12 protein-coding genes and 1 pseudogene are annotated in these 14800 nt (G+C 63.7%); 12 read left to right on the top strand and 1 reads right to left on the bottom strand.

The features are described 5' to 3' along the window. Positions 1-145: 145 nt before the first annotated feature. Positions 146-288, bottom strand: a pseudogene (locus DFQ14_RS22690) (transposase); the annotation flags it as partial. Between the two features lie 606 nt (positions 289-894). On the opposite strand from DFQ14_RS22690, the gene DFQ14_RS21365 reads away from it, so the two are divergent. The 12 genes from DFQ14_RS21365 to DFQ14_RS21310 form a co-directional block, all read left to right on the top strand. After that, positions 895-2412, top strand: coding sequence for an FAD/NAD(P)-binding protein (locus DFQ14_RS21365; RefSeq protein WP_158546748.1), 1518 nt, complete (start codon positions 895-897; stop codon positions 2410-2412). A 23-nt stretch (positions 2413-2435) separates the two neighbouring features. Further along, entirely contained in the window at positions 2436-3245 is an 810-nt protein-coding gene (locus DFQ14_RS21360) for a class II aldolase/adducin family protein (RefSeq protein WP_114455137.1), read from the top strand. After that, positions 3242-4345 carry a ParB/RepB/Spo0J family partition protein gene (locus DFQ14_RS21355; protein WP_246195615.1) on the top strand — a complete coding sequence of 368 codons (1104 nt, stop codon included), beginning with the start codon at positions 3242-3244 and terminating at the stop codon, positions 4343-4345. Before DFQ14_RS21360 ends, DFQ14_RS21355 begins: the two co-directional genes overlap by 4 nt. A gap of 74 nt (positions 4346-4419) precedes the next feature. Further along, a complete protein-coding gene (locus DFQ14_RS21350) occupies positions 4420-5124 on the top strand; it encodes a PIG-L deacetylase family protein (protein WP_114455135.1) in 705 nt (234 codons plus the stop codon). Positions 5125-5207: 83 nt separating this feature from the next. Continuing rightward, a complete protein-coding gene (locus tag DFQ14_RS21345) occupies positions 5208-5762 on the top strand; it encodes an SRPBCC family protein (RefSeq protein WP_158546747.1) in 555 nt (184 codons plus the stop codon). Between the two features lie 99 nt (positions 5763-5861). Beyond that, positions 5862-6791: a pyridoxamine 5'-phosphate oxidase family protein gene (locus DFQ14_RS21340; RefSeq protein WP_114455133.1), complete on the top strand. Its 930-nt coding sequence runs from the start codon at positions 5862-5864 to the stop codon at positions 6789-6791. After that, complete coding sequence (locus tag DFQ14_RS21335) at positions 6788-8905, top strand: iron-containing redox enzyme family protein (protein WP_246195616.1); 2118 nt, start codon at positions 6788-6790, stop codon at positions 8903-8905. Before DFQ14_RS21340 ends, DFQ14_RS21335 begins: the two co-directional genes overlap by 4 nt. Before the next feature lie 33 nt (positions 8906-8938). Then, a complete protein-coding gene (locus DFQ14_RS21330; protein WP_114455131.1) occupies positions 8939-9619 on the top strand; it encodes an O-methyltransferase in 681 nt (226 codons plus the stop codon). Positions 9620-9675: 56 nt separating this feature from the next. Continuing rightward, complete coding sequence (locus DFQ14_RS21325; protein WP_114455130.1) at positions 9676-10887, top strand: acyl-CoA dehydrogenase family protein; 1212 nt, start codon at positions 9676-9678, stop codon at positions 10885-10887. A 32-nt stretch (positions 10888-10919) separates the two neighbouring features. Then, complete coding sequence (locus DFQ14_RS21320; protein ID WP_179951636.1) at positions 10920-12125, top strand: acyl-CoA dehydrogenase family protein; 1206 nt, start codon at positions 10920-10922, stop codon at positions 12123-12125. 111 nt (positions 12126-12236) lie between these two features. Beyond that, positions 12237-13805: a PEP-utilizing enzyme gene (locus tag DFQ14_RS21315; RefSeq protein ID WP_246195617.1), complete on the top strand. Its 1569-nt coding sequence runs from the start codon at positions 12237-12239 to the stop codon at positions 13803-13805. After that, positions 13802-14800: acyl-CoA dehydrogenase family protein (locus tag DFQ14_RS21310; protein ID WP_114455128.1), on the top strand; the 999-nt coding region annotated here is incomplete at its 3' end. The genes DFQ14_RS21315 and DFQ14_RS21310, both read left to right, overlap by 4 nt.

Below are 14800 nucleotides of genomic sequence, written 5' to 3'. Positions count from 1 at the left end.
GTTACGAACGACACGACCACCTCTTCAGTGCCTTCCTCACCCTCGCCGCCGCCCTCACCTGCTACAAAAAACCCACCACATGAGACACGCTCTTAAAGCCCTCGGCTCAGCCGGCCAACTGCCGCCGCACCGCCCCGTCATCTCAGGTCGACGAGGACACGAACTGCTGTACCCCCTGATGATCCACCCGAGACGCTTGGCCATGAGCTGCATCGACTTGCGCTGCCTATCCAGCAAAAACCCGCGCACATACAACTCGCCCTTGGCCCGCTGATCCCGCCGCGGCACTCACCCCATCATCACACCCACCACCAGCGAGTTCACAAAGCTGCATTAGGTGTCGTCTACCATGTAACACACGTGATTTTTCGCACATCGCCACGTCGACTAATTAGTCGAAATCCACGTTATTGTCAACGACTTCCGGATCGTTTCGACTGTTTGTTTTCGTCCCGTAAGTGGCCAACCGGGAACTGCGTATACTCCATCCGGGTAGTCAGGGATTGGCGTGTTGACATCGTCAGTTTCGGCAAACTAATATTGCTTAGCGTGTCGAGAAAGAGTTTGAATGATCATTAACTGGGGGCCACGAACATTGACAACCCCTTCGCGGGGACGTCTTTCGCTGTTTTGTGTAACGAATTTTGACTGTCGGCGGTGCTGGCGTGGGGTGAAGCCCTTTAGTGAATTCACGTATTGTTGCTTGAGACAGAGGGCGTGCACCCCTGGTGCTTCTGGGATCACCCAGGGCGATAATGTGTATCCGCAGGCGAATATGCGGTCGCTAGTCCGTTAGTTCTACTGCTCATTTTCTCTCGATCACAACGGGAAGGACTGCGTCGTGATTCGAAATCAAGAACAACCTGAAATTGGTGTGAAATCATGAGGGGGCACTTGGACGTCGGTGTAATCGGCGGTGGTGCGTCGGCGGTGTGTCTCCTAGACGCGCTGGCTCAGTCGGACGGGGTATCGGGCAGCATCACGATCTTCGAGCCTGGCGACGAGCTATGGCGGGGGCGTCCTTTTGAGTGCGATGTCGATGCGTTACGTGTCAATGCGCCGCCGGATGAAATGTCGGTGAGGTTCGGCGATCCCGAGCACTTCCAACGGTGGCTGGCCGCTCGTGATCTTCTGGTTGAGTCGGCCGACAGTGATCAGGATCCGTTCTGCGGAATGCGATTCGTGCCGAGGGCGCGTTTCGGGGAGTACCTCGAACAGTCTGCCCACGCCGCGCTGTTGTCCCTGCTCGAGCAGGGTTGGCAGCTCGATGTGGTGCGCGATCGCGTGGATTCGGTGCTGCCGGACGCGCACGGCCTGGTGCTCAAAACCGCAGGAGGACGACGTCTCGCCGTCGATTCGGCGGTGTTGTGCGTCGGGGGCGGCCGGCCCGCCGACTCGTACGCGCTGCGCGGGCTGCCCGGATACTTACCCGACCCTTACCCGGTTTCCTGTAACCTCGACGTGGTCGATGCTGACGCCGACGTGGATGTGCTGGGTTGCGGGCTCACCGGCGTCGACGTGGTGTTGGCGTTGGCGGCCGGAGGACATCGGGCGCGGATCAGGCTACTGTCCCGCAGCGGGATCTTGCCCGGTGTCCGACAGCGTCCGCTTGCACATGAGCTGCACCATTTCACCGCGGAACGGTTCCGCACCGTTGCCGCCCGCGGTGGAACCCTAACAGTGCAGAGCCTGATTAGGATAATGCAGGACGAACTCCGCGAGGTCGGCGAGGACCTCACGCAGATCAGCGCGGAGCTGGTCGCGATGGCCGCAGAGAGCCCGGCTGAGCGGTTGCGGCGCAATCTTGCCGAGGTCGACTCGGACAGCAAGGCGCTGCGCATCGTCCAACGCGCAGTGCCCGAGACCGGGCCGGACGTATGGCCGTTGTTGCCTGCGGCGGAAAAGGACGAGCTGCTCGGATCGCACTATCGCGAAATCATGAGCCTGTGTTGCCCGATGTCACCGAGCAGCGCCGCCACCTTGCTCGCCCTGATCGATCGCGGACAGCTCGAGATCCTTTCCGGCATCGAATCCATTGACCCGCGGGAAGGCAACGGCTTCGTGGTGACCACCGCCGGTGGACAGCACGAATCGGATGTCATGATCAACGGTATCAACCCCGCGACGAACAAGATCTCCCCCAAAGCCGAATCGCTGATCGCCTCACTCGTGGCTGCCCAGTTGGCCGAGCGCCATCCGCGTGGCGGGCTGCACGTCGAACGCGAAACCAGCCGCCTGACCTTGGGCGGCAAACCGGATCCGAGATTGTACGCGCTCGGCGACCTCGCAGCAGGCAGCTTGTTCTTCACCTTCGGAATCCCGTCACTTGTCGATCGCGCCCAGGACATTGCCTGCGCCCTCCTCTCCGACGTCTCGATGGTGCGCGGGGATTCGGCGTTGCAAACCGTATGAGTCCGACGCAGAAGGGATATGTCATGACCACCGCGAAGCATCGATCGGACAGCTATCTCGCCGACACGCACACCGGACTGCCCATTCCGGATCGCCCCGCATTTGCCTCGCCGGAGGAGGAGCGACGCTATCGCAAGCGTCGGCTGGCGGCTGCCTTGCGACTCTTCGGCAAATATGAGTTCGACGAAGGTATTTCGGGGCACATATCGGTGCGCGACCCGGAGTGCACAGATCATTTCTGGGCCAACCCGTTCGGCGTCTCTTTCAACCAGGTGACGGTGGGGGACCTGGTATGCGTAGATTCCAACGGAAAAGTCGTCCACGGTGACCACCCAATCAATCCGAGTGCCTTCGTGATCCATTCCAAGATCCATGAACTGCGCGCGGACGCCACCGCAGCGGCCCATGCGCATACTGAGCATTCACGTGCCCTCGCCGCCCTCGGGAAGTTGTTGGAACCGCTCGATCAGGAGTCGGCCGCGTTCTATCAGGACCAGGTTCTATACGAGGAGTACGAAGGTCCGTCGATCAGCATCAGGCAGGGCGAGGACATCGCGCGCAAACTCGGGGACAAGCGCGCGATCCTGCTGCGCTACCACGGCTTGATCACGGTGGGCGGTTCGATCGAGGAAGCCATGCATCGCTTCTTCACCTTCGACGGGTGCGCCCGAGTGCAGTTGTTGGCGGCTGGAGCGGGAAAACCCCGCGCAATGAGCCACAAGCAGGCGATGTCGGCAAAGGACGGGTTCGGGGATTCACAGCTAGCTTCGTTCAGCTTCCACGTCCTGTACAACGAGATAACTGCCGAGCAACCTGATCTCCTTGACGAATGATCGGCAACCCGCGCTTGGCGCGTTGGGAATTGATCCCTGCTGTGGATCGTGCAAAGAAAAGCCGGGAGCTCTTGGTGGAGAACATTCCTGTTGCGGCGGCCCGTGTCCCAGGGCATATTCCCTCCGGTGGATCGGTGGGGCCGACGGCAGAAGAGATGTCCAGTAACGACGTTTGCGAAGTACCGATCAGTTCGCTCGCGTTGGCCGATTCGCCCAGACTTGATGGTGAAAATCCCAACCACGTGCAGACCCTGGCCGGGATCGACGGCGATCTTCCGCCCATCCTGGTGCATCGCGGAACCATGCGGGTCATCGACGGATTCCACCGGGTACGTGCCGCTGTACTGCGCGGTGCGACGACGATCAGGGCCAAACTGATCGAGGGCACCGAGATCGAGATCTTCGTCCTGGGCGTCCAAGCCAATGTCACGCACGGGCTACCGTTGTCCTTGCGCGACCGCAAGGCGGCGGCGGCCCGGATCGCCTGCGCCTGCCCGTGGTGGTCGGACCGGGCGATCGCGCAAGTGGCCGGAGTGTCGCCCAACACGGTCGGCGCGATTCGCCGCCGTTCGACTGACGAATCTGCACACCTGAATGCCCGGGTTGGCCAGGACGGTCGGGCCCGACCGACCGATCCTGCCGAACGGCGCAGACGTGCTCGGGAGATCCTGCACAGACGTCCGGAGGCACCGCTTCGAGAAATCGCCCAGGAAGCCGGGATTTCGATCAGCACAGCCCATTCGGTCCGGAAGCAGATCCGGGCCGGCGGTGCCGAACGGGATTCATCGGGTGCGCAGGTTTCCGCGGCTGTCCAACAGGCTGGGCAGCCGAACCGGAGACACAACACGGTGCAAGTGCGGACCACCGCGGTGCATCGGCTGATGTCCGATCCGTCGCTGAACCTCACGCAGCACGGCCGTACGCTGTTACGTCTGGTCGCGGCTCATTCGATCGAGCCGGATTACTGGGACCAGCTCGTGGACGTAACCCCCATGCATTGCGTCGGTGTGATCGCTGATCTCGCGGACAGCTATGCCCGGGCGTGGGAACGCTTGGGCAAGGAACTGAAAAGACGCGGCAATGCGATGAAACGCGATTGAAACAGTGTGCCGCATTTTGCCATTTCAGACATCGAAACCTTGGTTCTCACTCAAGGGAGTGCTATAAATAAGCCATGGAACTTATCGAGTTTCCTGAGGACTGGAAGAAATGCCTTGTCATTGTTGCCCACCCGGATGATGTGGAATATCCGGGAGCCGCCCCGATCGCCCGTTGGACCGCTCAGGGCAAAGAAGTCGTCTACCTGATTGCCAGCAAAGGTGAGGCGGGCTTGTCAGGCATGGCGCCCGAGGACTGCATTGATCTACGGGTTGCAGAACAGATCGACGCAGCCGCTGCGGTCGGGGTTTCCACGGTTGAATTCCTGGACAACCCGGACGGTATGATCGAGTATGGCTTGTCGCTCCGGCGCGATATTGCGCGTGCGATCCGCCTCCACCAGCCCGATATGGTTCTCATCGGGAATCAGCGGGAGATGAGCGGGAACGGGATGCTCAACATGGCCGACCACCGGGTGGTGGGGCAGGCGGGCATCGATGCGGTCAGGGACGCCGCGAACCGCTGGGTGTTCCGGGATTTGGCCGAGGAGCCATGGTCGGGAGTGCGCTACATGGCGCTGCTTGGCTCTCCAGTGCCCACCCACGCGGTTGGCACCGGTGACTGGTTCGATGCGGGCCTGCAGTCGTTGCTGGCGCACCGCACCTATCTCGAGCATTTGGGCACGACCGCAGCGGAAGCCGAGTCGATGCTGCGAAAATTCACGATGGATGTTGCCAGCAAGTTCAACGGACGCCCCGGCGTCGCACTGGAAATGCTCTGACTCGGTTCCTGTTTGCCGAGACCAAATCTCGATACCTCCATTCCACTACCGGCCGAAGTGTGCCTTCTTGAGAGGATATATCAGTGAGTAACACGCAGGACGTTTTCGCAGCGAACTGGGAACTGGCCGAGTCGATCGCTATCGATTCTGCTGCCGAGACGGTTTACTCCATGATCAGTGACATCGCTCGTATGGGCGAGTGGTCACCGGAGTGCGTCGGCGGTGCCTGGGTCAGTGGAACCGCCGGTGAGGTGGGCTCTCACTTCCACGGCTACAACCGTGACGGTGGGGCCGAGTGGACCAGCGAATCCAAGGTCATCGAGGCGAAGCGGCCACACCGCTTCGGCTTCTCGGTGCTGAGCTTCCGCGCTGGCGGCCCGGACGGCGGCGCCGAGTGGATGTCCGGCAGCAAGGTCGGCGACATGACTTGGTCGTTCGAGGTCGAGGAGAACGGAGCCGGCTGCGTGCTGACCCAGCGGCACGTGATGCGCACGGTCAGCCCGTTCTACCGCGCGATGCTGGAGGGAATGGACGAGGACCAGCGTTCGGTCCAGCTGGGCCAGCGCAAGGAACAGCTCCGCGGCGCGATGAAGACCACGCTGGCGCGGATCAAGGATAAGGCCGAGCAAAACCATTGATCGGGTGCGCGGCATTCAGTACGCGGTGTCCGCGACTGAATGCCGCGTGACCGGAACCTGCAAGCACCGGAGAGCCTCGACTCGACCAAAGGACATCTTATGCCAAGGCCCGTCACACACGAGGGCGAGCAGTCGGTCAAACACCGGGTCGGTGGGGGACGCCCTGCTCCTGCATTCGGCCCGAAGATCACGTCCGGATTTGCCGAGTTCCTCCAGCGTCAGCGGATGCTGGTGATTGGCGCACCGGACGCCGAAGGCGCCGTCTGGGCGGGAATCGTGACCGGAGAAGCGGAATTCGTGCGCACCCGCGGTGACAGCACCATCGCCACCGACGGTTTGCCCGTGGTGGGGGATCCACTGCGAGAGGCGTTCGACACTGAACGGGATTGCGGAACGATCGCGATCGATCCGTTGCACAGCAGAAGGATCCGAGCCAACGGACGGGCTCGCCGGGACCGCGACGGCTTGGTCCTGGTCACCGAGCAGGTGCTGCGGAATTGTCCGAAATACATCCAGCAGCGTCAGTTGGTGACTGATGCGGCACCCGAGCGGCGGCCCACCCGAGGTCTGGTCACCACCGAGCTCTCCGAGCAGCAGCAGGACTGGATCATCGGCGCGGATACCTTCTTCATCGCCACCCATTCCCCGGTGCACGGCGCCGACGCTAGTCACCGCGGTGGCGCACCCGGTTTCGTCACAGTGGCCGGAAACCGGTTGCTGAGCTGGCCGGACTACGTTGGTAACTCGTTCTACATGACCCTGGGCAACCTGGAGCTCAATCCGGCCTGCGGCTTGCTATTCGTGGATTGGAGCCGCGGGCACACCTTGCACCTGACCGGCCGTGCGCAGGTGGACTGGCAGCGATGCGCGGCTCCGGGCGCCAAGCGGACCATCGATTTCTACGTGGACCGCGTGGTGCAGGTCGATCACGCCACGGTGTTGCGCTGGCAGTTTCTCGCGCCGTCCTCCTACAACCCCACTCCGCCGGAAGAGCAACAGCTCGTCCCCGAGGAATGGAGCCGAAAGTGACACAGCTGCACGTGAACGGCACGGATGTGACTTGGCCCGCACAGGCCGCCGATGCGCGAGCGGTTTACGCCCTGGCGGTCGACCCGGAGTGCGTACTGCCCGACGAACCGTTGGCCGATGAGATTCGGAGCAGACTGCGCGAGAGGGCGGACGAGCCGGAGGACGCCCCTTCCTTAGTGGAGTGGCGGGAGCGAGCAGCCCAGTGGTCCACCGCCGAATCGCTGCGCTACCTCGCCTTGCTGCGACGGACGCGAGGAGAGGGTATGCAGCAGGTCCTGGTACGGCGGACGGCGCTGAGCTGCGCCCCGCTCGCTCTGATGTCCGGTGCGTGGCTGCAGTGGCTGAGTTGCCCGGGACGTTCCGAGGACGACCTCACCATGCGCATCCTGTCGCTGTATGCCTCCGACATTGGTGCCGGTCATCCCTGCGCTTCTCGCGGCAGTGCGTACCTGACCGTGTTGCGAAAGTTGCTTTTGTCCGAGTACGCGGCACCGGTCGGCCGGCTGCCCGCGGATGAACGCATCGCTGACGATGCCTTCGAACTCCCGGCTTTGTTGCTGCTAATGAGCAGGAAACCGAGCAGCTTCACTCCCGAGATCATGGGTGCGGATCTGTGCCTGCGCACGGTCGGTCTGCTGCCGCCGTTGGCGGTGGTACGAGAGGTGCTGGGGGCCGTCGCCGATTGGGATGTGCTCGATCCGGGGGCGCCCCGGGAATCCGGAGGATACACCAGCGTCGAGCAGTGCCTGGACGCTGTCGAGGCGCTGCTCGGCAGCTCGTCCCGAGAGGTGCGTCGGCGCGTCGGGTTGGGATTCGCTTGGGCGCTCGAAGAGTTACAGGGGTGGAGTGCGCAGCTCTCCGCTGAGCTGGAGAAGGCCTGCGATCCGGCCTTCGAGATGGCGGAGTTACTGAGCCGACGGTGCCGGGAAGCCTCGGTGTACCACCATGATTTCTACCTTGAGGATCGATCGTTGTCCGACTGGTTCCGGCAAGCCGGGGATGATCCCGAACCTTTGCTGCGGGCGCTCGCAGACAGCCCGCTGGTGCGGCCCGGGAGTTCGGCGGACAGTCCCCTGGTGAACGGCCTAGTGGCCGAGGACGGGCCGATGTTCCGCGTCTTCAGCCCCGGTGACCTCCAGGTGATCCGCAGATGGATCGATTCGCTGCCGGCCGGAGAGGACACAACCGTGGCCGTGCCGCAGCCCGAACCGTACCGGCGGTCGCCGCTGGTCCTGGCAGGTGTATTCGGCGAAGTCGAGGAAGGCCATCCCCCTGAGAACATCCGGGAGGCCTACTTCCTGTTGCAGAGCCGGAACGACACCCGGGCCCTGCGGCGGTTCGCACTAGATTACGCCACCGACTGGCTGGAGCGCGCGCACCGCGGTGTACGGCGCGGGGACGTGCGGCTGCCGGAAAGGTGGACGGTGGATGGGCTGCGCCCCTGGCTGTTGGCCGAACACGACCAGCACGCCCGTGAATTCGAGGAAGCCGAAGACCACATCCCATCGCGCGAAGAGCTCATCAACGACACGATCCAGCTCTCGCCGATGACACTGATCGACGGGGCGTGGCTACAGGGCTTCACCGACTACACGCTGGCCAGCTCCGAGGTCGGGTTCTCGTTGTTCGCAACGTACTGGGACGAACTGGGCAACAGCGAACTACGGTTGAACCATCCGGTCATCTACCGCGAGCTCCTCGCCGAGATGGCTGTGCAGCCGCCGCCGACCGCTTCGCGAGAGTTCGCCTACTGGCCGGGATTCGCGGACACCTCGTTCGAACTTCCCGTGTTCTGGCTGTCCGTCAGCCGCTTTCCGCGCACCTTCATGCCCGAGCTGTTAGGGCTCAACCTCGCCATCGAGCTCTCCGGTGTGGGTGGAACGTATCGGCGCACCAAGAAGGCACAGCAAGCGCACGGTTTCAGCACCCGGTTCACAGACATCCACAGCACCATCGACAACGTCTCCACGGGGCATTCGGCGTGGGCCGTGGATGCCGTCGACACCTATCTGGCCTCGATTCCGGTCTCGGGCGGTGGAGAAAGCAGGGCGTCTGTATGGGACCGGGTACGAGCCGGGTACGCCTCGCTGACCCCGGATGACCTCGGTTTGTGATCGATCCCGCCGGCAACGCCTAGAGGAGAACACATGGACTCGCTGACGACCGGACCGGTCGCCGACGTGCTCGCGCAGTTGCTGGTCGCGGCCGAAGCCGCGGACCGGCCGCTGCACGACGGATTCGCGAACGGCTCCTACTCGGAGGTGCAGATGCTCTCCGAGGAGGCCGGCGATTTTCGCAAGCTCTACCAGGAACAGGCGGACTACTTCCTCAACGTCTCACCCGACATGGGGCGGTTCCTCTACCTGTGCGCTCGGTCCCGCCGGCCACGGCAGGTCGTGGAGTTCGGCACTTCGTTCGGGATTTCCACGATCTACCTTGCCAGCGCGCTGAGTGACTGTGGGGGCGGGAGGTTGATCAGCACCGAACTGGAGCCGGCCAAGGCCGAGCGAGCGCGAGAGAACGTCGAAGCCGCGGGTTTGGCCGATCTGGTCGAGATCCGCGTCGGTGATGCTCGCGAGACCCTGCGCGATGGCGGGGAAGGCGACGTGGACATGGTGCTGCTCGACGGCGCGTACATGTTCTACCTGCCGGTGCTCAAGCTACTCGAACCAAAGCTGACGACGGGAGCGCCGGTCGTCGCGGACAACGCGATCGACCTTTCGAACGCCTATCTCGATTACGTCCAGGAGCCGCGCAACGGCTACCTCACCCTCGCGCTGCCCTTCCAGCCCTACCGCGGGCATTACCTGTCGGTGTACACGGCGTAAACGCGCCGAACTTGCCCCGTTTTCATAGTTCGACCACGAGTGGAGGACGTCCTGTCATGACCACGGTTGATGCACCACAGGAACAAGTCGTACCGAACACGGCGGAGGAGATCCTCGCTGCTGTCCAGGAGCTCATTCCCGAGTTGCGGGCGCGGTCGGCGGAGATCGAGCAGAATCGGCAGATCCCCGGCGACGTCGTCGCGTTAATCCGGAACGCGGGCGTGTTTCGGATGGGGTTCGCCAAGGAATTCGGCGGCCCCGACCTGACATCCATGGAGCAGACTCGGGTGCTCGAGGCGCTGGCATACGCCGACACCGCGGTGGGCTGGTGCGGCATGGTCGGCATCGACAGCGGTTTGTACTCCGCATATCTGTCGGAATCGACCGTCCGGGAGATGTTCCCGTCGCCCGACATGGTCATCAGCGGTTTGATCAGCCCGGCCGGCCGCGCCGAACGCGTGCCGGGCGGATACCGACTCTCCGGTCGCTGGAATCTGGGCAGCGGGATCACCCACGCCGACTGGATCTCGGCCGGCGCGTTGACCTACACCGACGGTGTGCAGGACGTCAGCGCCGCAGGCAAGGCGAACTGGCGGGTCATGCTGGTGCGCCCCAGCGAGGTGGAGCTGATCGACACCTGGCACACCACCGGGCTCGCCGGGACCGGAAGCATGGATTACCGGATCGACGACGTGTTCGTGCCAGAGGACCACACGTTCAGCTTCGGGACAGCGCGCAGTAGGTCGGGGCCGATGGCCGGTCCGGACACCTTGATGCGGAAGATGCCCGGTGTTCCCCTCGGCGCCGCTCGTGCCGCGCTTGACTACGTCCGGGACATGGCTCGGACCCGGGTCAACCGAATGAGCGGCGAGCCGTGGTCGGAGGACTATCGTGTTCAGTTCACCCTCGGCGAATGCGAGATGGACTACATCGCGGTCCGGCACGCGGTCTACGGGACCGTGGAACACCGGTGGAACCGGATGGCCGCCGGGGCGACCTTTGAGGATTTCACCACCGATGAGCGGGTATCAACGACGTTGGTGGCGCTGAAGGCGTTCCGCACCGCGCTGTCCATCGTCCGGCGGCTCTACGACCTGCTGCAGACCACGTCCATCTACCGGACTTCACCGATGGACCGTTGGCTCCGGGACCTGAACACCATGTGCCAGCACGTCATGGCCCAGGACGTGATCGTGCAGACCGCGGGAGCGCACCTCATCGGCGGCCAGCCGCGGTTCCCGTTCGCATTGGGAATCGCGGAGCACTAGCGGGACCGCTTCCCGGGAAAGGAAGTTGTTTGATGACCACGGTTGGTGTGCAGCAAGAACGAGCAGTGCCAAACACGGCAGCGGAGATCCTCGCGGCAGCCGAGGCGATCGTTCCAGAATTGCAAGCACGCGCGGACGAGATAGATCACAACCGGAGTCTCCCCACCGACATCGTGGAGTTGTTGCGGGCCACTGGCGTGTTCCGTATGGGCTTCGGTGAGCAGTACGGCGGGCCCGCTCTGACGGCGGTCGAGCAAACGCAGGTGGTGGAGGTGCTCGCGAGGGGCAACCCGACGGCGGGCTGGTGCGCCATGGTCGGCATGGATTCCGGTCTGTTCGCCGACTACCTGCCGGAATCGGCGGTGCGGGAGATGTTCCCGTCTCCGGATCTGATTACCGCGGGCATGCTGTTCGCAGCTGGTCGTGCGGATCGGGTTCCGGGTGGTTATCGGCTTTCCGGCCGGTGGGGTTTCGGCAGCGGGATTTTGCATGCGGATTGGGTTTCTGCCGGTGCTGTGACCTATACCGATGGGCAGCAGGATCTGACCGCGAGCGGTAAGCCGAATTGGCGGATCATGATGGTCCGGCCGAGCGAGGTTCGATTGATCGACAACTGGTACCCGACGGGCTTGGTAGGCACCGGCAGCGCGGATTACGAGATCGACGACGTATTCGTGCCGGGGGAACACACTTTCGCCTTCGGCGCACCGACGCGGTCGGGTGCGCTTTCCGCGCCCGACGTGCTAATGCGCAAGATGCCCGGGGTTGCGTTGGGTGTGGCGCGGGCGGCGTTGGATTACGTGCGTGAGGTGGCGAGTTCGAAGTTCAATCGGATGTTGGGGATTCGGTGGGCGGATGATTACCGGGTCCAGTACACGCTCGGTGAGTGCGAGATGGACTTCATCACGATGCGGCACGGTGTTTACCGGAGCCTGCAACATCGGTGGGACCGGCTGGAAAACGGCGCGAGTCTGGACGATTTCACTCCGGACGAGCGCATCGAAACGATGCTAACCAGACGGTACGCCTTCCGGTGTGCAAGTTCCATCGTGCGCCGGCTCTACGACCTGATGGCGACGTCCTCGATCTATGCGAGCTCGCCGATGGACCGCTGGCTCCGAGACCTGGAAACCATGCGTCAGCACACGGTGGCGCAGGACCGGATCGCGCAGTCGGCCGGTGCCTATCTCACCGGAGGCACACCGCAGTTCGAGCTCGCGCTCGGGATCGTCGACTAGATCGTGCAACGCGTTTGCGAGAGGAGTTGAAAGCGTATGACCGCGGCTACCAGTCCTCCGGGCCCGTTGAACTCACAATCCGGACCGGATTCCTTCTGGAGTACGACGAATGTGGGAGAAGCGATTCCGGGTGTTGTCACGCCATTGGGATGGTCCCTGTGGGGCCCGTCGGTCGAAGTGGGTATCCGCGACTGCTACGCGCGGGCCGGTGCGTTGCCGCGTCACGAAGTCCTGGTTCCCGAATCTGTTGACGACCGGCTGATTTCGGTGTTCCTCGGCCGGGGCGCGCTGAATGTGAACTTCCTCTGCCGGATGGGCGCCAATATGCCCGGAAGCGCACCGGACGCGATCGCGCGCCAGCTACTCGGCGAAGTGCCCGCCGGGATCCCGATGGCCCGCGAACGCGGACGCTTGCCCGCAGTGGCGGTCAAGCTGCCGTACCTGCAGGCCACGGTACGCAGGGACGTGCTCAAGCGCACCGCTGGCGTCCAGAGGTGGTGGCGTGATCGCGTCGTCGGGATCGACGCGCTCGAACTTTCGGCTGCGCGGAATCTGCTGGTGGAGGCCCGGACGTGCTTCAAAGAGATGATCCGAGTGCAGGCCGCAGGCCTGTTCATCGCAGTCCAGTCCGTCTACGACAGGCTGTTGGCGCTGATCGACCAGGCGAATCTGGACCCAACGCAGGCCAACGCCTTGGTCGCGGGCCAGGGATCGCATGCCGAAACCGCGCTGATCCACGACCTGTGGTCGCTGGGACGTGGCGAGCTGTCGCTGCAGAACTTCCTGCTCGAACACGGCTATCACGGGCCGTACGAGGGTGAGGTGTCCGCCAAGGTCTGGCGCGAGGACCCAAGCCCGGTCCGGAAGCTGGCAGAGCAGTACGCGACCATGGATGACAACGCCGATCCCGCGTCCAACGCCGCCGAGCGCGGGCGAGCGCGGCAGGAGGCGGAACGGGCGCTAATCGGTTCGCTGCCGTTGCTACAACGCCCCGGTGCACGTCTCGTGCTCCGGGCGGCCGTTTCCCGGATACCGCTGCGCGGCGTCGCCAAAGCCGCGTTCCTCCAGGCGTTGGATGTGGCGCGCGGAGCAGCGCGCCAAATGGGGCACCACCTCGCGGACCGGGGCGTGCTGTCTGCCCCGGAGGACGTCTTCTACCTCACAGCCGATGAACTCACCGGTGGGTTGCCGGACTCGCCGACGCAGTTGATTACCGAGCGGCGCGCCCAGCGGAAGGAGTTCGAGGGCATCACGCTTCCGAACCACTGGCGGGGGAACCCGGCGCCCGTCGCGGAAGTAGCGGAATCCACCGATGCCAACCGGGTGGAGGTCCGGGGCATCGGCGCCAGCGGCGGAGTGGTCGAGGGCGTGATCCGGGTCGTGGAGGATCCGGCGTTTACCGAGGTCGAGTCCGATGAGGTGCTGGTGTGCGGAACCACCGATCCGAGCTGGGCTTCGGTGCTGTTCCTGTCGTCCGCGCTCGTCGTGGATGTCGGAGGGTTGCTCAGCCACGCCGCGGTGGTCGCCCGGGAGGTCGGAGTGCCGTGCGTCATCGGGACGGGCAACGGCACCCGGGTGCTCCGCACCGGGGATCGCGTGCGCGTTGACGGTGATGCCGGAACCGTCGAGCTCCTCAGCACGAAGCACGGATCGGAAGGCGAAAGGGAGAGTGGGAAATGAGTACCACCGAGCAGCAACAGGCCAGCCAGACCGAGGTGCCCAATACAGCGGAGACCATCCTGGCTGCTGCCAATGCGTTAGTTCCGGAATTGCGGGAACGCTCCGCGGAGATCGAGCGAAACCGGGCCCTGCCTCCGGACATCGTCGAACTGTTGCGCGGTGCCGGCGTGTTCCGCATGGGGTTTGCCAAGGAATTCGGCGGCCCCGAGCTGACGTCGATGGAACAGACGGAGGTGATCGAGACGCTCGCCTACGGCGACACCTCGGTGGCGTGGTGCGCCATGGTCGGCATGGATACCGGGCTCTACGCCCTGGATGGTGCGTCCATCAGGGAGATGTTCCCTTCACTGGACGTGACCGTGGCAGGCATGCTCCCGCCCGCTGGTCGTGCGGATCGGGTTCCGGGTGGTTATCGGCTTTCCGGCCGGTGGGGTTTCGGCAGCGGGATTTTGCATGCGGATTGGGTTTCTGCCGGTGCTGTGACCTATACCGATGGGCAGCAGGATCTGACCGCGAGCGGTAAGCCGAATTGGCGGATCATGATGGTCCGGCCGAGCGAGGTTCGATTGATCGACAACTGGTACCCGACGGGCTTGGTAGGCACCGGCAGCGCGGATTACGAGATCGACGAGGTATTCGTGCCGGAGGAACACACTTTCGCCTTCGGCGCACCGACGCGGTCGGGTGCGCTTTCCGCGCCCGACGTGCTAATGCGCAAGATGCCCGGGGTTGCGTTGGGTGTGGCGCGGGCGGCGTTGGATTACGTGCGTGAGGTGGCGAGTTCGAAGTTCAATCGGATGTTGGGGATTCGGTGGGCGGATGATTACCGGGTCCAGTACACGCTCGGTGAGTGCGAGATGGACTTCATCACGATGCGGCACGGTGTTTACCGGAGCCTGCAACATCGGTGGGACCGGCTGGAAAACGGCGCGAGTCTGGACGATTTCACTCCGGACGAGCGCATCGAAACGATGCTAACCAGACGGTACGCCATG

The organism is Halopolyspora algeriensis (assembly GCF_003337235.1).
Classification (GTDB): domain Bacteria; phylum Actinomycetota; class Actinomycetes; order Mycobacteriales; family Pseudonocardiaceae; genus Haloactinomyces; species Haloactinomyces algeriensis.
Note: the sequence above shows the minus strand (reverse complement) of the source record. Positions and strands in the feature narration are given on the sequence as shown.